18 protein-coding genes and 1 riboswitch are annotated in these 20,212 nt (G+C 69.9%); of the genes, 1 reads left to right on the top strand and 17 read right to left on the bottom strand.

What is annotated here, in order from left to right:
• Positions 1-144: 144 nt before the first annotated feature.
• Positions 145-1,074: a M23 family metallopeptidase gene (locus ACJMKX_RS16135; protein ID WP_405227724.1), complete on the bottom strand. Its 930-nt coding sequence runs from the start codon at positions 1,072-1,074 to the stop codon at positions 145-147.
• Between the two features lie 170 nt (positions 1,075-1,244).
• Positions 1,245-1,330, bottom strand: a riboswitch (cyclic di-GMP riboswitch).
• 100 nt (positions 1,331-1,430) lie between these two features.
• On the opposite strand from ACJMKX_RS16135, the gene ACJMKX_RS16130 reads away from it, so the two are divergent.
• A complete protein-coding gene (locus ACJMKX_RS16130) occupies positions 1,431-1,769 on the top strand; it encodes a DciA family protein (RefSeq protein WP_405227723.1) in 339 nt (112 codons plus the stop codon).
• 4 nt (positions 1,770-1,773) lie between these two features.
• On the opposite strand, the gene lpxC is transcribed toward ACJMKX_RS16130, so the two are convergent.
• From lpxC to rsmH, 16 genes are all read right to left on the bottom strand, one after another.
• Positions 1,774-2,682 (bottom strand): UDP-3-O-acyl-N-acetylglucosamine deacetylase, encoded by a 909-nt coding sequence (gene lpxC / locus ACJMKX_RS16125; protein ID WP_405227721.1) that lies wholly within the window; start codon positions 2,680-2,682, stop codon positions 1,774-1,776.
• Positions 2,683-3,014: 332 nt separating this feature from the next.
• Positions 3,015-4,160 (bottom strand): cell division protein FtsZ, encoded by a 1,146-nt coding sequence (gene ftsZ, locus ACJMKX_RS16120; RefSeq protein WP_405227719.1) that lies wholly within the window; start codon positions 4,158-4,160, stop codon positions 3,015-3,017.
• An 81-nt stretch (positions 4,161-4,241) separates the two neighbouring features.
• Positions 4,242-5,477, bottom strand: a complete 1,236-nt coding sequence (gene ftsA, locus ACJMKX_RS16115; protein ID WP_405227717.1) for a cell division protein FtsA — start codon at positions 5,475-5,477, stop codon at positions 4,242-4,244.
• Positions 5,478-6,299: a cell division protein FtsQ/DivIB gene (locus ACJMKX_RS16110; protein WP_405227715.1), complete on the bottom strand. Its 822-nt coding sequence runs from the start codon at positions 6,297-6,299 to the stop codon at positions 5,478-5,480. It abuts the gene before it with no gap.
• A complete protein-coding gene (locus ACJMKX_RS16105; RefSeq protein ID WP_405227885.1) occupies positions 6,289-7,260 on the bottom strand; it encodes a D-alanine--D-alanine ligase in 972 nt (323 codons plus the stop codon). Before ACJMKX_RS16105 ends, ACJMKX_RS16110 begins: the two co-directional genes overlap by 11 nt.
• A gap of 11 nt (positions 7,261-7,271) precedes the next feature.
• Positions 7,272-8,168 (bottom strand): UDP-N-acetylmuramate dehydrogenase, encoded by an 897-nt coding sequence (murB, locus tag ACJMKX_RS16100; protein WP_405227713.1) that lies wholly within the window; start codon positions 8,166-8,168, stop codon positions 7,272-7,274.
• Entirely contained in the window at positions 8,165-9,592 is a 1,428-nt protein-coding gene (murC, locus tag ACJMKX_RS16095; protein ID WP_405227711.1) for a UDP-N-acetylmuramate--L-alanine ligase, read from the bottom strand. The genes murB and murC overlap by 4 nt, the downstream gene beginning before the upstream one ends.
• Positions 9,589-10,677 carry an undecaprenyldiphospho-muramoylpentapeptide beta-N-acetylglucosaminyltransferase gene (gene murG, locus ACJMKX_RS16090; protein ID WP_405227709.1) on the bottom strand — a complete coding sequence of 363 codons (1,089 nt, stop codon included), beginning with the start codon at positions 10,675-10,677 and terminating at the stop codon, positions 9,589-9,591. The genes murC and murG overlap by 4 nt, the downstream gene beginning before the upstream one ends.
• Positions 10,674-11,870, bottom strand: a complete 1,197-nt coding sequence (ftsW, locus tag ACJMKX_RS16085) for a putative lipid II flippase FtsW (RefSeq protein ID WP_405227707.1) — start codon at positions 11,868-11,870, stop codon at positions 10,674-10,676. The genes murG and ftsW overlap by 4 nt, the downstream gene beginning before the upstream one ends.
• Positions 11,867-13,249 (bottom strand): UDP-N-acetylmuramoyl-L-alanine--D-glutamate ligase, encoded by a 1,383-nt coding sequence (murD, locus tag ACJMKX_RS16080; RefSeq protein ID WP_405227705.1) that lies wholly within the window; start codon positions 13,247-13,249, stop codon positions 11,867-11,869. Before murD ends, ftsW begins: the two co-directional genes overlap by 4 nt.
• Positions 13,246-14,328 carry a phospho-N-acetylmuramoyl-pentapeptide-transferase gene (gene mraY, locus ACJMKX_RS16075; RefSeq protein WP_405227703.1) on the bottom strand — a complete coding sequence of 361 codons (1,083 nt, stop codon included), beginning with the start codon at positions 14,326-14,328 and terminating at the stop codon, positions 13,246-13,248. The genes murD and mraY overlap by 4 nt, the downstream gene beginning before the upstream one ends.
• Before the next feature lies 1 nt (position 14,329).
• The gene (locus tag ACJMKX_RS16070) at positions 14,330-15,697 is read right to left on the bottom strand and encodes a UDP-N-acetylmuramoyl-tripeptide--D-alanyl-D-alanine ligase (RefSeq protein WP_405227701.1); all 1,368 of its coding nucleotides are present in this window, start codon (positions 15,695-15,697) and stop codon (positions 14,330-14,332) included.
• Positions 15,694-17,214, bottom strand: coding sequence for a UDP-N-acetylmuramoyl-L-alanyl-D-glutamate--2,6-diaminopimelate ligase (locus tag ACJMKX_RS16065; protein WP_405227699.1), 1,521 nt, complete (start codon positions 17,212-17,214; stop codon positions 15,694-15,696). Before ACJMKX_RS16065 ends, ACJMKX_RS16070 begins: the two co-directional genes overlap by 4 nt.
• A gap of 17 nt (positions 17,215-17,231) precedes the next feature.
• Positions 17,232-18,968, bottom strand: a complete 1,737-nt coding sequence (locus tag ACJMKX_RS16060) for a peptidoglycan D,D-transpeptidase FtsI family protein (protein WP_405227697.1) — start codon at positions 18,966-18,968, stop codon at positions 17,232-17,234.
• Positions 18,965-19,267 (bottom strand): cell division protein FtsL, encoded by a 303-nt coding sequence (gene ftsL / locus ACJMKX_RS16055; protein WP_405227695.1) that lies wholly within the window; start codon positions 19,265-19,267, stop codon positions 18,965-18,967. Before ftsL ends, ACJMKX_RS16060 begins: the two co-directional genes overlap by 4 nt.
• Positions 19,264-20,193 (bottom strand): 16S rRNA (cytosine(1402)-N(4))-methyltransferase RsmH, encoded by a 930-nt coding sequence (gene rsmH, locus ACJMKX_RS16050; RefSeq protein WP_405227693.1) that lies wholly within the window; start codon positions 20,191-20,193, stop codon positions 19,264-19,266. The genes ftsL and rsmH overlap by 4 nt, the downstream gene beginning before the upstream one ends.
• Positions 20,194-20,212 lie beyond the last annotated feature (19 nt).

The following is a 20,212-nucleotide window of genomic DNA, read 5'->3' as shown; positions in this document are numbered from 1 at the left end:
AACGCGCTCTGATACGCGAAAGAGCGCCGTCGGCCGTCGCGGCGTCGGCGCTCGATTGGGGTTCGCCCGAAAAGGGCTATCCTTAAAACGGTTATTCTAAGGGCAGCGGGTGCGCTGCGTCTAAAAAGGGCGGGCGTCGGGGGCTCAGCTGCCGCTGGCGCGAATGTATTTGAGCGGGTTGACCGACTTGCCCTCGTAGATGACTTCGAAATGCAGGTTGGGCCCGGTCGCCCGACCGGTCGCTCCCATGTGCGCAATAATCTGTCCTTTCCTGACTTCATCACCCACATTCACGAAGTTCTCGGCGTTGTGCGCGTAGCGCGTCACGTAGCCGTCGCCGTGGTCGATCTCCACCATCTGGCCATAGCCATAGCGCTTGCCCGAGTAGGTGACCACGCCGGCGCCGACGGCGACGATCTCCGCGCCGGCCTTGCCGGCGAAATCCACGCCCTTGTGCCATGCCTGCTTGCCGGTGAACGGGTCCGTGCGCCGCCCGTAGTAGGACGACAGCCAGCCGGACTTCACCGGCCGCCCTTCCGGCCTGATCTGCTCGTTGAGATTGCGGGTCAGGAGCACACTTTCAAGTACACCGAGCTGCTTTTCCCGATCGCTCAACTGCTGGGAGAGCCCGTCCAGCGACGTCAGGATGTCGGCGACGCCGCCGCTGCCGAATTCTTCCGGCTCCTCCGGGCCGCCGATGGCGGGCGGGGACTCGAAGTCGAATTCGCCGTCCTGCAGCTCGGCCATCTCGGTAAGACGCCGCCCGAGCGCGTCCAGCCGGATAACGTGGGCGTTCATCTGGCCGAGCCGGATCGCCAACGCATCCAGTGTTTCTTCCGTCTCGCGCCGGGCCGCCTCGATCTCGCGCCGCTGCCCGTCCAGTTGCTCGGACATGGCGCGGAGTTCGGCCGTATCCGCCTGGGTGCCGTGCTGGCGCGCGAAGAAGTATCCGCTACCGAAGACCGCTGCCGCGAATACACCGACGATAGTGCCGGCGATGGCGAGGGTGAGCGGCGCGCCGAGGTCGATCTGGCGAACGCCCGTACGGCGGCGGCTGAATATGACGAGATTCATCGATTGCAGTCCCGATTACGAGTCGGATCCCGGTCCGAAAAGCCGTTCCAATAACACCACCGACCGGGAATTGTTGGTCGCTCTTGTTCCGACCTGTGACCGACGAACCCGCTGGCTCCGGAGCAACTGCCCGGCTTGTGCAGCAATGTCGGCTTCAGTCTAATGGTCATCCCGGCAACCCCGCTGTCCGGGGCTCGGGACCCGCGGACCGGAAGCTTTGCGTCCCCGGCTCACACCGGGTTTGCCCTGATCGAGATCGTCAATATGCATAATGAAGACCGGCAGATCAAGGAATTGCATGCGCCGGAGGGGTCCTTCACGGTCAATCTGTGAGCCGGTTAACATCCACGCAAGCCATGAACGAGAAGAAGCTCGGCAATCTGCTCTCCCGTCCCGACAGCCCGCTCGCGGGCATCGTCGAGCGCGCCCGGGCCATGGAGACGCTCACCGCGGCCGTGCGGGCCGCGCTCTCCGAGGACGCGCGCGCCCACTTGGTCTCTGCCGCACGAAGGGACGATGGCACGCTGGTTCTGGTCACCGAGTCGTCCGCGTGGGCGGCGCGCCTGCGTTTCGCCGCCGACGAGGCGCTGGCCGCGGCACGGCGCTACGGCGTGACCGCCGAGTCGGTGAGCGTGCTGGTGCGCCCGGAGCGCGAAGGCCCGGAGCACGAAGACTCAGGGCGCGAAGACGGCTAGCCGCTCAGGCGAATACCGGGCTCGCGTAGGAGATCGGTGCCTTGCGGCGATCCTCGAAGGTGACCGGCTGCCACGCCGACTCGTCCTCGAGCAGGCGCCGCAGCAGCAGGTTGTTCAGCTCGTGGCCGGAGCGGTAGCCGCTGAATTCGCCGATCAGGCTGTGACCCAGCAGATACAGGTCACCGATGGCGTCCAGGATCTTGTGCTTGACGAACTCGTCGTCGTAACGCAGGCCGTCCTCATTGAGGATGCGGTAGTCGTCCAGCACGATGGCATTGTCCATGCTGCCACCGAGGGTCAGGTTGTTCGCCCGCAGCGTTTCGATGTCGCGCATGAAGCCGAACGTCCGCGCCCGGCTCACCTCACGCAGGAAAGACGTCGTGGAGAAGTCGATGGAGGCCCGCTGGGAGTGCTTCTTGAACACCGGATGATCGAAGGCGATCTCCAGGTTCACCTTGAAGCCGTTGAACGGCCGGAATTCCACCCACTTGTCGTCCTGCTCGATGCGCACCGGCTTGCGGATGCGGATCAGCTTCTTCGGGGCATTCTGCTCCTCGATGCCCGCCGACTGCAGCAGGAAGACGAACGGGCCTGCGCTACCGTCCATGATGGGCACTTCCGGCGCGCTCAGGTCGACGTAGCAGTTGTCGATACCGAGACCGGCCAGCGCCGACATCAGGTGCTCGACCGTCGCCACACGCACGTCGCCGTCGATCAGCGTCGTGCCGAGCGTCGTCTCGCCCACCCGGTGCGCTTCCGCACGGATCTCGACCGGCTCTGCCAGATCGGTCCGGCGAAAGACAATCCCGCTGTTCGGCGCGGCCGGGCGCAGCGTCATGTAGACCTTGCGGCCCGAATGCAGACCGACTCCGGTCGCGCGGATGGCCGTTTTCAGCGTTCTCTGTTGCAGCATGGCTACATTTCCCGACGCGGCCCTGCCCTCTCCCCGGCACGACCGATAATAATGGCGATCCCGCGGAAACTGCCGCTGAATCACGGATGTTCACTGGTTGTAGTCTGCGCAGCCCGCGGTTCACCCACCGCCTGACAACGCACCTGTTGCGCGAAAGCAACGGTGTATGCCCGGAAAACCCGTCGGCAAAAACACCGGTTTTCAGGCAGTTACGACCGTTGCTTCACAACACCAACGAATAAAGATATCACAGCGTTTTTTTGCAGTGCAAGAAAAAAGGGCCGGGGCGACCCCGTCCGTGGGTCGCCCCGGCCGAGCGGAGGCGGCAGCGGTCAGTCGGCCTGGCGGCGCAGGAACGCCGGGATGTCCAGCAGATCCTCCTGCAGCCCCAGGTCGCTGATGCCGTCACCGACGGCACGCTTGCGCTGCACGGTCGGCTTCTCGAGCTCTCCATAGTTCGGCTCGGTGCGTGCGGCACCGGAGCGGCGCACCACCCGCATGGGCGTGCCGGCGGCCATGGCCGGCTGACCGAGCCCGGTGGCCACGACGGTCACCCGGATGGTGTTGCTCATGTCGGGATCGATCACCGTGCCGACGACCACCGTGGCATCGTCGGAGGCGAATTCCTTGATGGTGTTGCCCACTTCCTGGAACTCGCCGATGGACAGGTCCATACCCGCGGTGACGTTCACCAGGATGCCGTTTGCGCCGGCCAGGTTGATGTCCTCCAGCAGCGGACTCGAGACGGCCGCCTCGGCCGCTTCCCGCGCACGGTCCTCGCCGGACGCCGCGCCGGAGCCCATCATGGCCATGCCCATCTCGGCCATCACCGTACGCACATCGGCGAAGTCCACGTTGATGAGGCCGGGCCGGGTGATCAGCTCGGCGATGCCCTGCACGGCGCCCTGCAGCACCTGATTGGCCGCGCGGAACGCGTCCAGCAGGGTGGTCTCGCCGCCGAGAACCGTCAGCAGCTTCTCGTTCGGGATCGTGATCAGCGAATCGACGTATTTGCCCAGCTCGGCGATGCCCTGATCGGCGATCTTCATGCGCTTCGAGCCTTCCATCCCGAAGGGCTTGGTGACCACGGCCACGGTCAGGATACCGAGCTCCCTGGCCACCTGGGCCACCACCGGTCCTGCGCCCGTACCGGTGCCACCGCCCATACCGGCGGTGATGAAGAGCATGTCGGCGCCCTCGATCACCTCCTGGATCCGGTCCCGGTCCTCCATGGCCGCCTGCCGGCCCACGTCGGGGTTGGCGCCGGCGCCGAGCCCTTTCGTGATATTGCAGCCGATCTGCAGCGCGGTGCGCACCTCGGCATTCTTCAGCGCCTGGGCATCGGTATTGGCGCAGATGAAATCCACCCCTTCGATGCCGGCCTCCACCATGTGAGCGACGGCGTTGCCGCCGCCGCCACCCACGCCGATCACCTTGATGACCGCGCTCTGGCTGTATGCATCCATCAGTTCGAACATGTCGCTTCCTCCGCTCTCAACATTCCAATGTCGTTGCTCTCAGTACCTTCAGCCGGCAGCGCCGCCGCCGGCATCCGCTCTCTAGAAATGGCTCTGGAACCACGCACGCATGCGCGCCAGCACCTCTTTCAATCCGTTGCCCATCGGCACCTCGTTCTCCTGCCGGGTCAGGTTCTCGTAGCCGTACAGCAGGAGCCCGACGCCGGTGGCGTGTATCGGGTTGCGCACGACGTCCGACAGGCCCTTTACGTACTGGGGGATGCCGAGCCGCACGGGCATGTGGAACACCTCTTCGGCCAGCTCCACGGCACCCTCCATCTTCGCGCTGCCGCCGGTCACGACGATGCCGGCGGCGATCAACTCCTCGAAGCCGCTGCGCCGGAGCTCGTCGCGCACCAGGGTGAACAGCTCCTCGTAGCGCGGCTCCACCACCTCGGCCAGGGTCTGGCGGGCGAGCCGCCGCGGCGGCCGGTCGCCCACGCTCGGCACCTCGATGGTCTCGTCCGGATTGGCGAGCTGGGACAGCGCGCAGGCGTACTTGATCTTGATGTCCTCGGCGTACTGGGTGGGCGTACGCATCGAGACCGCGATGTCGTTGGTGACCTGGTCGCCGGCGATGGGGATCACGGCGGTGTGCTGGATGGCACCGCCCAGGAAGACCGCGATGTCGGTCGTGCCGCCGCCGATATCGACGATGGCGGCGCCGAGTTCCTTCTCGTCCTCGGTCAGCACCGAATAGCTGGAGGCCAGCTGCTCGAGCACGATGTCGTCCACCTCCAGGCCGCAGCGCTGGACGCACTTGACGATGTTCTGGGCCGCACTTTCCGCGCCCGTCACCATGTGCACCTTCGCCTCCAGGCGCACGCCGGACATGCCCACCGGCTCGCGGATGCCCTCCTGACTGTCGATGATGAATTCCTGGGGCAGGATGTGGAGGATCTTCTGGTCGGCCGGAATGGCCACCGCCCGCGCGGCGTCGATGACGCGCTCCACGTCGCTCGGGCTCACTTCCTTGTCCCGGATGGCGACGATGCCGTGAGAGTTCAGGCTGCGCACGTGGCTGCCGGCGATGCCAGTGTACACCGAGTGAATATCGCAGCCGGCCATCAGCTCCGCTTCCTCGATGGCGCGCTGGATCGAATGCACCGTCGACTCGATGTTCACCACGACGCCCTTCTTCAGGCCGCGCGAAGGATGCGAGCCGATGCCGATCACCTCGATCTCGCCGGCCTCGGAAAGCTCGCCCACGATCGCCACCACCTTCGACGTGCCGATATCCAGTCCGACGATGAGGTTCTTGTCCGTCTTCCTGGACATCTAGCCCGCCCCCCTGGCCGCCACGACGGCTGACTCGGCCGAGTCCCGGCTCGCCCAGGCCGCTTCCTTCCAGCCGATGGAGAAACCGTTGGAGTAGCGCATGTCGATATGTGTGATGTCTCCCTCCCTGGCCGTGACCATGTCGACGACCGTCTCCAGAAACAGCGCCAGGCGCTCATCCACCGCCCTGCGGCCGAGCCGGACCTGGATGCCGTTGGTGAGCGTCAGCTGCCAGGCACCCCGGGCGTCGAGCCGGACGGCAGCCAGGTCCAGGCCGGCCTCGATCAGCGGACCGCGCACGGCGAGGTAACGGGAAGCCACCTGAGCCGCGCTGCCCTCGGGCCCGGACAGCCGCGGCAGCTCCGCCGGGACGTGGCGCGCTTCGGTGAGGAACAGCTCGCCGCGCACGTTCAGCAGCCCGCTCTCGCCCCAGCGCGCCGCAGGCACCTGCTCGCTCACCGCCACGCTGAGTTCGTCCGGCCATTCGCGCCGCACGCTGGCCGCGTCCACCCAGGCCAGCGCCTCGAGGCGGCGGCGCATCGCGCCGAGATCCGCGCTCAGGAAGCCGTCCCGCAGCCCTTCGGCGATGGCCTCCTCGATGCGGGCTTCGGTCACCCGCTGGAAAGGCGCGTCGATGGTCACGGCGCGGATCGGCCGGTCGAGGGCCAGCGCGCTCAGCTGATAGGTGGCGCCGATCAGCGCCAGCGCGCACAGCGCCGTCAGGATCCCGGTCACGGGGATCTGCGATAGCTGCGGCAGCTTCAGCTGCACGGCCGGCTTCTGCCGCGGAGTCCTTCTGCGCTTCGCCTGCTTACGCGCCATTGACCGACCTCCGTGTCTCCACGGCCGGCAGCTCGGCCATACTCGTCTCCAGGATGCGCCAGCACAGCGTGGAGAAGTCGATGTCCGACCCGACGGCGGCCATGGGCACCAGGCTCTGGCCGGTCATCCCGGGCACCGTATTGATCTCGAGCAGCTGGGGCACCCGGTCGGCGCCCACCATGAAGTCCACCCGGCCCCAGCCGCTGCAGCCGAGCGCCCCGAAGGCGGCCAGCGCCTGGCGGTGCAGATCCTGCTCGAGGGCGGGCTCGTCGGTGCCGGGGCAGTGATAGCGGGTATCGCCGGACTCGTACTTCGCCGCGTAGTCGTAGAAGACCCGCGGCGTCTCGATGCGGATGGACGGCAGCGCGGCCCCCCGCAGCACGGCCACCGTGAACTCCTCACCGTCCACCCATTCCTCGACGATCACCTCGTCGTCGTAATCCGCTGCCGCGGCCCATGCCGCCGCGAGTTCGGCAGCCGTCTCCACGCGGCGCATGCCGACGCTGGAACCCTGGCCCGCAGGCTTTACGATCAGCGGCAGGTCGAGGGCGGCGAGCGCGGCCTCGAGACCGGTCTCGCTGCGCACCGTCCGCCAGGCGGGCGTCGCGAGACCGGCGGCGGAGAACAGCATCTTGCTGCGCACCTTGTCCATGGCCAGCGCGGAGGCCATCACACCGCTGCCCGTGTAGGGGATGCCGGCCCATTCCAGCGCTCCCTGCAGCGTACCGTCCTCGCCGCCCGGGCCGTGCAGGGCGATCCAGACCCGGTCGAACCGCGCCGCCAGGAAGTCGGCGAAGCGGCGCTCCGCCGGATCCCAGGCGGCCGCGTCCACGCCCGCCTCGCGGAGTGCCGCCAGCACGGCGCCGCCGCTGCGCAGCGAGACCTCGCGTTCGCTCGAGGCGCCGCCGTACATCACGGCCACCCGACCGAAGGCGCCGGCATCGCGCACGGTCCTGACCACGTCGGCGGCGCTCATGCGGCCTGCCCCACGATGCGGACTTCGTGGCGCAGCTTCACGCCGTGCTCGCGCTCGACGGTGGTCTGCACCAGCTCGATCAGCGCCTCGATGTCGGCGGCCGTGGCACTGCCGTCGTTGATGATGAAATTCGCATGCTTCTCCGAGACCACGGCGTCGCCGATGCGCCGGCCCTTCAGTCCGGCGGCCTCGATCAGCCGGGCGGCGTGATCGCCCGGCGGGTTGCGGAACACCGAGCCGCAGCTCGGCAGGCCGATCGGCTGGGTGGCCTTGCGCCGCTCCACCAGCTCGTTCAGGCGCTCGATGCTCGCCTCGCTTTCCGGCTCGAAGTCGAAATGCGCCGCGATGAACCATTCGTCCGCCGGTCCGCGCACGCTGCGGTAGCCGACCTCGTAGTCCTCCGGCGTGCGCTCGCGCAGCGCGCCGTCCCGGGACAGGGTCTCGACGCGCACGATCCGGTCCCAGGTCTCGCCACCGAAGGCACCGGCGTTCATCGTGAGCGCACCGCCGACGGTCCCCGGTATGCCCGAGAACCAGGCACTGGGACCGAGGCCCCAGCGGGCGCAGCGCCGCGCGAGCCGGGTGCAGGGCACACCGGCCTCCGCGCGCACGCCGGTCTCGCCCTCGCGCTCGAGCGCGGAGAGCAAACCGGTCGTGGCGATGACCACGCCGCGGATGCCGCCATCGCGCACCAGCAGGTTGCTGCCGAGACCGACCCAGTGCACCGGGGTCGCCGGATCGAGTTCACGCAGGAACGCAGCCAGGTCAGCCACGCTGGCCGGACGGAAGAACAGGTCCGCCGGTCCGCCGACCCGCCAGGAGGTGTGACGGGACATGGGCTCGTTACGGCGCAGGTCGCCGGCAGGCTGCTGTCTCATCGTCCCGGCGTTCATGGCTTCACGCTCCTCAGACGGCCCTCGGCCAGCTTTTCCGGCAGGGCCGCGGCCTCGGCGCCGATGTCGCCGGCACCCATGGTGAGCACGACGTCGCCGTCGCGCAGCATGCCCGGCAGCACCTCGGCCAGCCGGCCGAGATCCTCCAGGAACACGGGCTCGACGGCGCCGCGGCTGCGTACCGCCCGCGCGATGGCGCGGCCGTCGGCGCCGGCGATCCGGGCCTCGCCGGCGGCGTAGACTTCGAGCAGCAGCAGCGCGTCGGCGCGGGACAGCACGTCGGCGAAGTCGTCCAGCAGATCCCGGGTGCGGGTGTAGCGATGCGGCTGGAAGACGAGCACCAGGCGCCGCGACGGCCAGCGCTGGCGCGCCGCCTCCAGCGTCGCGGCCACCTCGGTGGGGTGATGGCCGTAGTCGTCCACCAGCGTGATGCGGCCCGCCCGGGTCGCGACACCGTCGTGCACCTGGAAGCGGCGGTCGATGCCCTCGAAACCGGCCAGCGCCGCCAGCACCGCGTCGTCGGCCACGTCCAGGTCCTGGGCCACCGCAATCGCGGCCAGGGCGTTCAGCACGTTGTGCGTGCCGGGCAGGGACAGGCGCACGTCCAGGTCCGGCGCATCGCCGGGCCGGCTGACCCGGAAGCCGCTGCCGGATTCGTCGAAGCGGATGTCGGTGGCGCGCACGTCCGCATCCTCCGCGGTGCCGTAGGTGACGGCCGCGCGGCCGATGTCGGGCAGGATGCCGCGCACGCCCTCGTCGTCCAGACAGACGAAGGCGACGCCGTAGAACGGCAGGTTGTGCAGGAAGGCGACGAAACTCTGATGCAGCCGCCGCAGGTCGCCCTCGTAGGTCTCCATGTGATCGGCATCGATGTTCGTGACCACGGCCATCATCGGCTGCAGATGCAGGAACGAGGCGTCGCTCTCGTCGGCCTCGGCCACCAGGTAGTCGCCGGCGCCGAGCCGCGCGTTGGCATCCGCACTCTTCAGACGGCCGCCGATGACGAAGGTGGGATCGAGACCGCCCTCGGCGAGAACACTCGCGATCAGGCTGGTGGTGGTGGTCTTGCCGTGAGTGCCGGCCACGGCGATCGAACGGCGGCTGAAACGCATCAGCTCGCCAAGCATCTCGGCGCGCTGCACCACGGGGCAGCGGTGCTCCTGGGCGGCCAGCACCTCGGGGTTGTCCGGCGTCACGGCGCTGGAGATCACCACCACGTCCGCCCCCTCCACGTTGGCCGGGTCGTGGCCGATGCGCACGTCCGCGCCCAGGCGCTCCAGGCGGCGGGTGACGGCGTTGGCTCGCAGGTCCGAACCGCGCACCTGGTAGCCTTGGTTCAGCAGCACCTCGGCGATGCCGCTCATGCCCGTGCCACCGATGCCCACGAAGTGGATGAGATTGACCCGGCGCATCCGATCGATCATCCGGCACCTCCCGCGGCGGCGAGGCAGAGTTCGGTGATCGTCGCGAGCGCCCGGGGCGACGCCGTCGCGCGCGCCCGCTCGGCCCGCACCAGCAGCGCCTCCCGGTCGCCACCCAGCTCCTCGATGGCGGTGGCCAGGCGCTCCGGCGTCAGGTCGCGCTCCTGCACGACCAGCGCCGCCCCCGACGCCACGAGCACGGCGCCGTTGGCGGTCTGATGGTCGTCCACGGCCGCCGGGAACGGGATGAACACGGCAGGCAGTCCCGCCATCGCCACTTCGGAGACCGTGAGGGCGCCGGCCCGGCAGACCACCAGGTCGGCCCAGGCGTAGGCCGCAGCCATGTCTTCGATGAACGGGGCGACCTCGGCTTCCACGCCCGCGACCCCGTAGGCCTCCCGGGCTGCCTCCAGCGTCCGCTCACCGGCCTGGTGGCGCACCTCCGGCCGGATGCCGGAGGGCAGCGCGGCGACGGCGAATGGCAGCAGGCGGTTCAGCGCAAGGGCGCCCTGGCTGCCGCCCAGCACCAGCAGGCGCAGCGGGCCGGCGCGCCCGCGCAGGCGCTCGGCGGGCGGCGGCAGCGCGGCGATATCGCGGCGCACCGGATTGCCTACCGTCTGCGCCGTAATACGGCTGGAAAAGCTGCCCGGGAAGGCTTGCAGCACAACCCGGGCTAACCCAGCCAGAAGTCGATTCGTCAGTCCTGGGACCGCGTTCTGTTCGTGGATGATCAGGGGGCGGCGCGTCAGCCACGCGGCGACGCCGCCGGGGCCGCTGACGAAGCCGCCCATGCCGAGCACCACAGCAGGCCGCCGCCGTATCATCACGACCAGCGACTGCACCAGCGCGACGGCGAGGCGGAACGGCGCCAGCAGCCGGGTCATGAGGCCCTTGCCGCGCAGGCCGGAGATGCCAATCCACTCGATCTCGATGCCGGCGGCGGGCACCACCCGCGCCTCGAGCCCCCGGCGCGTGCCCAGCCATACCACCTCGCGGGCACGCTCGCGCAGGGCGTCGGCGACCGCCAGCGCCGGATAGACATGGCCGCCGGTACCGCCCGCCATGATCAGGATGGGCCGCGCGCTCATGACGAAGCCCTCTTCCGCCGCCGGCCGCGGCCGGTGCTGACCGGCGCGGCCGCGAGTTCGTGGCAGGCCCGGAGCACGAAGCCGATGCCGGCGAGCGTGACGATCAGGCTGCTGCGGCCGTAGCTCACCAGCGGCAGCGGCAGCCCCTTGGTCGGCAGCAGCCCCATGTTCACGCCGATATTGATGAACGCCTGCAGCCCCAGCCAGATGCCGAATCCGAATACGGCATAGGCCTGGTACCACTGCCCGGCTTCGGCGAGCTTCCTGGCGATGCCGAGGATGCGCCACACCAGCGCGAGGAACAGACCGATCAGCACCAGCGCCCCCAGCAGGCCGAACTCCTCGGCGAACACCGCGAAGACGAAATCGGTGTGCGCCTCCGGCAGGTAGAACATCTTCTGCACGCTCGCCCCGAGGCCAACGCCGAACCACTCGCCCCGGCCGATGGCGATCAGCGACTGGGTGAGCTGAAAGCCGCTGTCGTAGGGATCCTCCCAGGGATTGAGGAACGCGGTGAGGCGGCGCATGCGGTACGGCGAGGTGACGGCCAGCGTCGCCAGCGTGGCGACGGCAGCGGCGAAGAACGCCAGGAAGTCCCGCAACCGCGCGCCGCCGATGAACAGCATCGCGAGCGCCGTGGCGACCAGCACCGTGGCAGCACCGAAATCGGGCTCCGCGAGCAGCAGGACCGCGGCGAAGCTGATCACCACCATCGGCTTCAGAAAGCCGACGAAGTGACTGCTGAGATCCTGGCCGCGGCGGACGATGTAGCCGGCCAGATACAGGATCACCGCCAGCCGCGCGGGCTCGGACACCTGGATGGTGATGCTGCCCACCCGCAGCCAGCGGGTGGAGCCGTTCACCGCGTGGCCGACGCCCGGGATCAGTACCACCGAGAGCAGCGCCAGCGCCAGCAGCACCAGCAGGAAGCCGCTGCGCTGCCAGAACGTGGTCGGCACGCACAGCATGAACACGGCCGCGCCGAGGCCCACGGCGATGGCCAGCAGCTGACGCCAGACGAAGGCGAAACTGCCGACCTCGCCGCCGTCCGCCACCGCGATGGACGCCGAGGCGAGCACGACCAGGCCGCCGAGCAGCAGCGTGGACGTCAGCGCCACCAGCACCGGATCCAGCGACGGCTGCGGCATGAGGCGCACCGGGAACGGCAGGGCTGCGGAACTGGTGGCGCTCATGAGTCCAGCCCCTCCACCGCAGCGCGGAACGCATCGCCCCGCGCGCGGTAATCCGCATACATGTCCAGGCTGGCGCAGGCGGGCGCCAGGACGACCGTATCGCCCCGCTCGGCGAGCGCCGCCGCCCGGGCCACGGCACTCTCCATGTCGGCCGCCGTCTCCACCGGCCCCACCGGGTCCAGCGCCTCGGCGAGCCGCGGCGCATCCCGGCCGATCAGCACGGCGGCGCGCAGCCGTCCGCGCACCGCCTCCGCCAGGGCGTCGAAGCGGGCGCCCTTGGCGTCGCCGCCGGCGATCAGCACGAAGGGCGTCTCGATACCCTGCACCGCGGCCACGGCGGCGCCCACGTTGGTGCCCTTGGAGTCGTTGATCCAGGTGACCCCGTCCCGCTCGGCGATGAACTCGCTGCGGTGGGGCAGACCGCGGAACTCGATGGCCGCGTCCACCATGGCGTCCATGTCGAGCCCCAGCCCCTCGCCGAGAGCGAGCGCGGCGAGGGTATTCAGCCAGTTGTGCCGGCCGCAGAGGTGCAGCGCGCCGGCCGGCAGCAGCTCTTCCGCGCCCCGCGCCAGCCACCACTCGCCGGCGGACTCGCGCAGGCCGTACTGGCCCGCGGGCGGCGCGTCCTCACCGAAGCTGATGCGCCGCTCCGGCAGTTCGATACCGTCGGGCGGCGCCTCCGCCCGGTTGGTCACGGCGATGTCGGCGTCGCGATAGATGCGGTACTTCGCCCGGGCGTAGGCGTCCATGGAGCCGTGCCAGTCCAGATGGTCTGCGCTCAGGTTCAGCATCGTCGCCACACGCGCCGGCAGCCGGGCGGTACGCTGCAGCTGGAAGCTGGAGAGCTCCAACACGTAATAATCGGGCCGGGGCTGGTCCAGCAGATCCAGCGCCGGGGTGCCCAGGTTGCCGCCGGCCAGCGCCTTTACGCCGGCTCCCTCGCACAGGGCGGCCAGCAGGGAGACCACCGTGCTCTTGCCGTTGGAGCCGGTCACCGCGGCGATGGGCGCCTCGGCCTCCTGCACGAACAGATCGATGTCGGAGAGCACCGGCAGGCTGCGCTCGCGGGCGGCCTGCAGCAGCGGCTCGGAGTCCCGGATGCCGGGCGAGACGACCAGGCGGTCCACGCCCTGCAGCAGCGCGGTGTCGAACGAGCCGGTGTGGATCTCTGCCCGGGGCAGCACCGAACGCAGCACCTCGGCCCCGGCCGGCGCCGGACGGCTGTCGGCGAAGCGCGCGGACAGGCCGCGGCGCGCCAGCCAGCGTGCCACCGACTGGCCGGTGGCGCCTGCGCCGAGGACGAGCGTGGCAACGGCGCTGCCGCTGCCGCTGGCCTCGTCCCGCGCATAGAGCGGTTTGCTGTCGGCGTAGCCCATCATCGGATCTTGAGACTCGACAGGCCGATCAGGACCAGCACGACGGTGATGATCCAGAACCGGACGATGACTTTTGGCTCCGCCCACCCCTTCAGCTCGAAGTGATGGTGCAGAGGCGCCATGCGGAAGATGCGCCGGCCGGTAAGCTTGTAGGAGACCACCTGCATCATCACCGAGACCGTCTCGACGACGAACACGCCGCCCATCACCGCCAGGATCAGCTCCTGCCGGGTGACGACGGCGACGGTGCCGAGCGCAGCCCCCAGCGCCAGCGCGCCGATGTCGCCCATGAACACCTGCGCCGGGTAGGTATTGAACCAGAGGAAGCCGAGTCCGGCGCCGGCCAGTGCCGCGCAAAACACCAGGATCTCGCCGGTGCCGGCGACGTAGGGGATGCCGAGATACTCGGAGAAATTCACGTTGCCGGTGACGTAGGCGAACACGCCCAGCGCGCCGCCGACCAGCACCGACGGCATGATGGCGAGGCCGTCGAGGCCGTCGGTCAGGTTCACCGCGTTGCTGAAACCGACGATATAAAAATAGGTGACTACCATCTGCGCCGCGCCGAGCGGGATCGCCACGTCCTTCAGGAACGGGATCAGCAGCGAGGTCTCCACCGGATCCACGGCCGTCAAGTACAGGAACACCGCCGCGCCGGCGGCGAACACGGACTGCCACAGCAGCTTGAAGCGCGGCGCGAGGCCGGTGGGATCCTTCAGGATCAGCTTCTTGTAATCGTCCACGAAGCCGATGCCGCCGAATGCGAGGGTCACCAGCAGCACCACCCACACGAACCGATTGGAGAGATCCGCCCACAGCAGCGTGCTGATGGCGATGGCGATCAGGATCAGCGCACCGCCCATGGTGGGCGTGCCCGCCTTCAGCAGATGCGTGGCCGGGCCATCGTCGCGAACCGTCTGGCCAATCTGGCGCAGCGACAGGCGGGCGATCATGTAGGGGCCCACCACGAAACAGATCACCAGCGCCGTGAGCGCGCCCAGGATCGCGCGCATCGTCAGATAGCTGAAGACGTTGAAGCCCGATTCGAACCGGGTCAGGTATTCGGTGAGCCAGAGCAGCACGTCAGCCCTCCCCGCCCGCAGCCGTGTCCGGCTCCGCGTTCACGAGGCCATCGACGATGCGCTCCATGCGCATCCCCCGGGAGCCCTTCACCAGCACGCTGACTTCCGCCGTGAGATCGCCGCGCAGCGACGCAATCAGCTCGTCGGCGCTGGCGAACCAGCGCGCGCCGCCGCCGAAGCCTTCGGCCACCCGGCGCGCCAGCTCGCCGAGGCAGTACACCCGCTCGATGCCGGCGCTGCGCAGATCGGCGCCCGCCGCCTCGTGGATGGCGGCCGTCTCCTCGCCCAGTTCCAGCATGTCGCCGACGACCGCCCAGGCCCGTCCGCCGCCGGCGACCACCGCGCGTGCGCCGGCCGCGAGCGACGTGGGGTTGGCGTTGTAGGTGTCGTCCCAGATCACCGCGCCGCCGGGCGTCGGCCGGCGGGTCATGCGCCCGCTCACGCGGCGGGCTGCGGCCAGGCGCTCGGCGGCCCGGCGCAGTGGCACGCCGGCGGCCATGGCGGCCGCCGCCGCGCAGCAGGCGTTCATGACGTTGTGCTCGCCCGGCAGCGGCAGCTCGACCTCGACCGACGCACTGCCGGCGACCAGCAGGAACCGGCTGCCGTCCGCCGTCGGCCGGACGTCCCTCGCGCTGACGTCCGCGTCGTTGCGGAGACCGAAGGTCACCACCTGTGCCGGACCGGCCATGGCCTCCCACAGTCCGCACCAGGCATCGTCGGCGTTGATCACGGCGGTGGCCTCGGGACCCAGCGCCTGGAACAGCTCGCCCTTCGTGCGGGCCACACCCTCGATGCTGCCCAGCCCCTCGAGGTGGGCGGAGCCGGCATTGGTGACCACGCCGATGTCCGGGCGGGCGAGGCCGGCCAGCCACGCGATGTCGCCCGGGCGGCTGCAGCCCATCTCGAACACGCCGTACTCGTGGTCCGGCTCGAGCTCCAGCAGCATCAGCGGCAGTCCGATCTCGTTGTTCAGGTTGCCGCGGGTCGCGAGCGCCGTCTCGCCCAGACAGGCCGCGACGAGTTCCTTCACCGTGGTCTTGCCGTTGCTGCCGGTAATGCCGATGACGGTGGCCCCGTGACGGCTGCGCCACTCGGCGCCCAGGCGGCCGAGCGCCACGCGGGTGTCCGGCACGCGCACCTGGGGCAGCGCCGTATCGGCGCACCGGGAGACCACCGCGCCGGCCGCGCCGCGCTCGGCCGCCGTCGGCACGTAGTCGTTGCCGTCGAAGTTCGGGCCGGTGAGCGCAAAGAACAGCTCGCCCTCGCCCAGGCGGCGGGTGTCGGTGCTCACGCCCGCCCAGGGACGGTTCTCGCCGACGAGCTCTCCGCCCACGATCTCGGCCGTCTCGCGCAGCGTGCCGGCGCTCATGCCGACGACCTCCCCGCGAGCGCCGCCAGCGCCTCTGCCGCATCGCTCAGCGGACGGGGGCCGGCGGCCGTGATCTGGAAACGTTCGTGGCCGCGGCCGGCGAGCAGCACGCAGTCCGCGGGCGCTGCCTCGCGCACCGCCGTGGCAATCGCGTCGCGGCGATCGGCGACGACGCGGTACTTGTCGTCTCCCGGGCCGTCCGCCGGCGCCCCGCTCATGATCTCCGCGATGATCGTAGCGGGGTCCTCGGCGCGGGGATTGTCGCTGGTCACGACCACCCGGTCGGCGGCCGCGGCCGCGCGAGCCATCAACGGGCGCTTGCCCGGGTCCCGCTCGCCGCCGCAGCCGAACACGCACCACAGCTCGCCGTCGCAATGGGGCCGCAGCGCGGCGAGGACCGCCGCGAGCGCGTCCGGGGTGTGGGCGTAGTCGACGACCACCAGGGGACGGCCCCCGCCCACCACCTGCAGCCGGCCCGGCGGCGGTTCGACGGCGGCCAGCGCCGCCGTCGCCTCGTCCAGCGGGATGCCGGTCTCCAGCAGGAGCCCGAGCACGACGCCCAGGTTCTCCACGTTGAAATCGCCGCGCAGACGCGAGCGCACGCTCCCGTCGCCGAACGGCGAGGTGAACGAGAAAGCGATGCCGTCGGCGCCGAGGCAGACGTCGCCGACGGCGATGCGGCGCCGCGGCGCCGTCGCGCCCCTGCGGGTCACGGCGAGCGCGGAGTCTCCATGACGGCGGCAGAGTTCGGCGCCGAAGGCATCGTCTGCGTTGATCACCCGGTGCTCCAGCCCCGGCACGTCGAGTAGCCTCGCCTTGGCTTCGCCGTAGGCCGCCATGCTGCCGTGGTAGTCCAGGTGATCGCGGCTCAGGTTGGTGAAGGCGGCCGTGGCGAGGCGGACCCCGTCGATGCGGCCCTGGTCCAGGGCGTGAGAGGAGACCTCGATGCTTGCATGGCCTGCGCCCGCGTCCGCGAAGGCGGCGAGACGGCGGTGCAACTCGATCACGTCCGGCGTGGTCAGGTCCGCCGTCTCCAGCACGTTCGGCATGCCGGCGCCGAGCGTGCCCAGGTAGGCGCAGGGGCGCTCCAGCCGGTTCAGGGCATCGGCGAGCAGCCAGCTCACGGTGGTCTTGCCGTTGGTGCCCGTCACGCCGGAGACGGCGATCCGCGCCGACGGCGCGCCGAACCAGCGGTCGGCGATCGCACCCAGATGGCTGCGCAGTTCAGGCACCGCAACTGCGGGGACGGACAGCCCCTCGGGCGCCGCGACACCGCGGGCAGGCTCGTAGACCACGGCGCCGGCGCCGGCCGCGAGTGCCTGTGGCAGGTAGTCGAGGCCGTGGCCGGCCGTGCCCTGCAGCGCGAAGAACGCGCCGCCCGGCACCACGCGGCGGCTGTCCAGCGTGATGTCCGAGAGGGTCGTCGAGGTCGCCGCAGGCACCGCCGCCGCGGGCACGATGCCCGCCAGCAGCGCCTGCAGCGTCGTCGGCCTTGTCGACGTCTCGGGCGGACTCATGACCCCTGCCACCGCACTCATCGTCCCGCCGCCTGCATCGCCTGCACGACCTCGCCGGGCTGGCGCACCGGCAGATCGTCCGGCGGCACGGCCAGCAGGCGCAGCGCTTCCGAAGTCACCCGGGCGAACACCGGCGCGGACACCTGGCCGCCGTAATAGGCGTCGCCCGTCGGCTCGTCGATCAAGACGACCACGGCGAGCCGCGGGTCGCTGGCCGGCGCGAGGCCGGCGAAGATGGCGAGATAGCGATCCTCGGAATAGCCTCCCGCCGCGAATTTCCGCGCCGTGCCGGTCTTGCCGGCGATGCGGTATCCGGGCACGTCCGCCCGCGTGCCCGTGCCTCCGGGCAGCACCACCTGTTCCATCATCCCCAGCACCTGCCGTGCCGTGGATTCGGCGATGGCCCGGTTCGCCGGGGGCGGCTCGTCCAGCTTCAGCAGCGACACCGGCCGCATCAGGCCGCCGCTGCCGATCACGGCATAGGCCCGCGCGAGCTGCAGCGGCGTCACCGACAAGCCGTAACCGTAGGCCAGCGTCGCCTGGCTGATCGGCTTCCAGTGGTTGTAGTGGCTCAGCAGTCCCGCGGACTCGCCGGGGAAACCGCAGGAGGTGAGGCTGCCGATACCGAATCCCGACAGGGTCCGCCAGAGCTGCTCCGGCTCGAGCGACATCGCGATCTTCGTGATGCCCACGTTGCTGGAGCGCGACAGCACCGTCGTGAGGTCGATCGGGCCCAGGTCCTCGGTATCCTCGATACGCTTCGCGCCCACCTCGACCCAGCCCGGCCCGGTATCCACGATGCTGCCCGGACGGAAGCGGCCGCTCTCGAGCGCCGCAGCCATCACCAGCGGCTTCACGCTGGAACCGGGCTCGAGGATGTCGGTGACCGCCCGGTTGCGGTAGCGCTCCACCGCCAGTTGCGAGCGATCGTTCGGGTTGTAGGCGGGCTGGTTCACCATGGCCAGCACCTCGCCGGTGTCCACGTCCAGCACCACGATCGAGCCGGAGGCGGCGCCGTGGCGGCGGACCGCGGCCTTCAGCTCGCGGTAGGCCAGATACTGGATGGTCAGGTCGATGCTGGCGGCGAGTGTGCGCCCGTGCCGGGGCGGGCGGATGCTTTCGACGTCCTCGATGGAACGCCCCCGATTGTCCTTCAGCACGCGCTTGGCACCCGGCTCGCCGGCGAGCCAGTGGTTGAAGGCGAGCTCGAGGCCCTCCTGACCCGAGTCGTCGATGTCGGTGAAGCCGAGCAGATGGCCGGTGACCTCGCCGGCGGGATAGAAGCGGCGGTATTCCCGCAGCACGTTCACCCCGGGCAGGTCCTCCGCCTGCACCCGGTCCGCCCGGTCCGGCGAGAGGTGGCGGCGCAGGTAGACGAACTCCCGCTCCATGTTGCGGGTGAGCCGGCGCATGAGCTGCTCGGGGTCCAGGTCGAGCAGGCTGGCCAGCTTCGGCACGTCTTCGGCGGCGGGCGCGAGCTGGCCGGGGTTCGCCCAGATGCTGTCCACCGGGGTCGAGACCGCCAGCGGCTCGCCGTTGCGGTCGGTGATGGCGCCGCGATGGGCGGAGATCTTCTCCGTGCGCAGATGGCGCGCGTCGGCCTCCCGCGCCAGGAAGTCGTTGTTCAGCACCTGCAGGTCGACGGCGCGCGCCACCAGCGCCGTGGCCGTGAGGGCGAAGAAGCCGAGCACCAGCGCGCTGCGGTTGCGAAACCGCCGCACGGCCTGTTCCTTCTTGCGCGCTCCCTTCTTCATTCCGGTTTCACGATGTAGATGTCACTGGTCTGCGGCCGCTCGAGTTCGAGATCGCGGCGGGCGATGCGCTCCACCCGGGCGTGGGTGGCGTAGGCGCTCTGCTCGATCTGCAGCCTGCCCCATTCGATGTTCAGCGCATCCCGCTCGCCGCTGAGCTCCTGTAACTGCACGAACAGCTCGCGCGACTGCTGGCGGGTGTGAATAATCGCCATCGCCGAGGCCACGCACGCCAGCGCGAGCACCAGCGTGAGGCCGAGCGGCACCGTTGCCGGGAGCGTCTTCATCGGCTGCCGGCTCATGCCACCTTCTCCGCCACGCGCAGTCGTGCGCTCCGGGCCCGGGGGTTCGCATCCGCTTCGTCCGCCGAGGGCGTCAGCGGCCTGCCCACCAGCCTGAGCCAGGCCCGCGCCGAGGGCGGCACCTCGGGCAGGCCCCGGTAGCGTTCGTCGTCCAGCGAGGCGTCGCGCATGAAGCGCTTTACGATGCGGTCCTCCAGCGAGTGGAAGCTGATCACGGCGAGCCGCCCGCCGGGCGCCAGCACCTCGCGCACCCGGGACAGCGCCTCGGTGATCGACTCGAGTTCACGGTTCAGACAGATGCGGATCGCCTGGAAGGTCTTCGTCGCGGGATGCCGCTCGCCCGGCTTGCGCCTCCCGAGCACCGACTCGACGATCCCGGCGAGCTGACCCGTGGTGGCGAGCGGGGCTTGTTCCCGCGCGCGGACCACGGCCCGGGCGATGCGTGCCGCCTGCCGTTCTTCGCCGTAGGTTTTCAACACCTCTCGCAAATCGCGCTCCGATACCCGGTTAAGCCAGTCGCCTGCGCTCGGGCCTTCCTGCCTGTCCATCCGCATGTCGAGCGGGCCGTCCTGTCTGAAGCTGAAGCCGCGCTCCGCGTCGTCCAGCTGTGGCGAGGAAACCCCCAGATCGAAGAGAATCCCGTCGGTCCTGCCGCCGAAGCCGTGCCTGACCGCGATAGCTCCGAGATCCGAGAAATTCCCCCGTTCGATACGAAACCGTCCGTCTTCCGAAAACCGTTCCCGTCCGGCAGCGACCGCCTCTTCGTCCCGGTCTATCGCCAGCAGCCTGCCGACGGGACCCAGCCTTTCCAGAATCGCCGCGCTGTGACCGCCCCGGCCGAAGGTCGCATCGATGTAGAGACCGTCGGGCCGTATCGCCAGACCCTCCAGCACCTCGGCCAGAAGGACCGGGATATGCTCAGTCACTCGGCGCCAACCACCTTGT

Origin of the sequence: Lentisalinibacter sediminis (assembly GCF_040706615.1) — a bacterium.
Classification (GTDB): Bacteria; Pseudomonadota; Gammaproteobacteria; order Steroidobacterales; family Woeseiaceae; genus Lentisalinibacter; species Lentisalinibacter sediminis.
Note: the sequence above shows the minus strand (reverse complement) of the source record. Positions and strands in the feature narration are given on the sequence as shown.

What these genes read in the sequence shown, in the direction of transcription:
- ACJMKX_RS16135 (WP_405227724.1), bottom strand. Translation starts at nt 1,074, where the DNA reads ATGAATCTCGTCATATTCAGCCGCCGCCGTACGGGCGTTCGCCAGATC.
- ACJMKX_RS16130 (WP_405227723.1), top strand. Translation starts at nt 1,431, where the DNA reads ATGAACGAGAAGAAGCTCGGCAATCTGCTCTCCCGTCCCGACAGCCCG.
- lpxC (WP_405227721.1), bottom strand. Translation starts at nt 2,682, where the DNA reads ATGCTGCAACAGAGAACGCTGAAAACGGCCATCCGCGCGACCGGAGTC.
- ftsZ (WP_405227719.1), bottom strand. Translation starts at nt 4,160, where the DNA reads ATGTTCGAACTGATGGATGCATACAGCCAGAGCGCGGTCATCAAGGTG.
- ftsA (WP_405227717.1), bottom strand. Translation starts at nt 5,477, where the DNA reads ATGTCCAGGAAGACGGACAAGAACCTCATCGTCGGACTGGATATCGGC.
- ACJMKX_RS16110 (WP_405227715.1), bottom strand. Translation starts at nt 6,299, where the DNA reads ATGGCGCGTAAGCAGGCGAAGCGCAGAAGGACTCCGCGGCAGAAGCCG.
- murB (WP_405227713.1), bottom strand. Translation starts at nt 8,168, where the DNA reads ATGAACGCCGGGACGATGAGACAGCAGCCTGCCGGCGACCTGCGCCGT.
- murC (WP_405227711.1), bottom strand. Translation starts at nt 9,592, where the DNA reads ATGATCGATCGGATGCGCCGGGTCAATCTCATCCACTTCGTGGGCATC.
- murG (WP_405227709.1), bottom strand. Translation starts at nt 10,677, where the DNA reads ATGAGCGCGCGGCCCATCCTGATCATGGCGGGCGGTACCGGCGGCCAT.
- ftsW (WP_405227707.1), bottom strand. Translation starts at nt 11,870, where the DNA reads ATGAGCGCCACCAGTTCCGCAGCCCTGCCGTTCCCGGTGCGCCTCATG.
- murD (WP_405227705.1), bottom strand. Translation starts at nt 13,249, where the DNA reads ATGATGGGCTACGCCGACAGCAAACCGCTCTATGCGCGGGACGAGGCC.
- ACJMKX_RS16070 (WP_405227701.1), bottom strand. Translation starts at nt 15,697, where the DNA reads ATGAGCGCCGGCACGCTGCGCGAGACGGCCGAGATCGTGGGCGGAGAG.
- ACJMKX_RS16065 (WP_405227699.1), bottom strand. Translation starts at nt 17,214, where the DNA reads ATGAGTCCGCCCGAGACGTCGACAAGGCCGACGACGCTGCAGGCGCTG.
- ACJMKX_RS16060 (WP_405227697.1), bottom strand. Translation starts at nt 18,968, where the DNA reads ATGAAGAAGGGAGCGCGCAAGAAGGAACAGGCCGTGCGGCGGTTTCGC.
- ftsL (WP_405227695.1), bottom strand. Translation starts at nt 19,267, where the DNA reads ATGAGCCGGCAGCCGATGAAGACGCTCCCGGCAACGGTGCCGCTCGGC.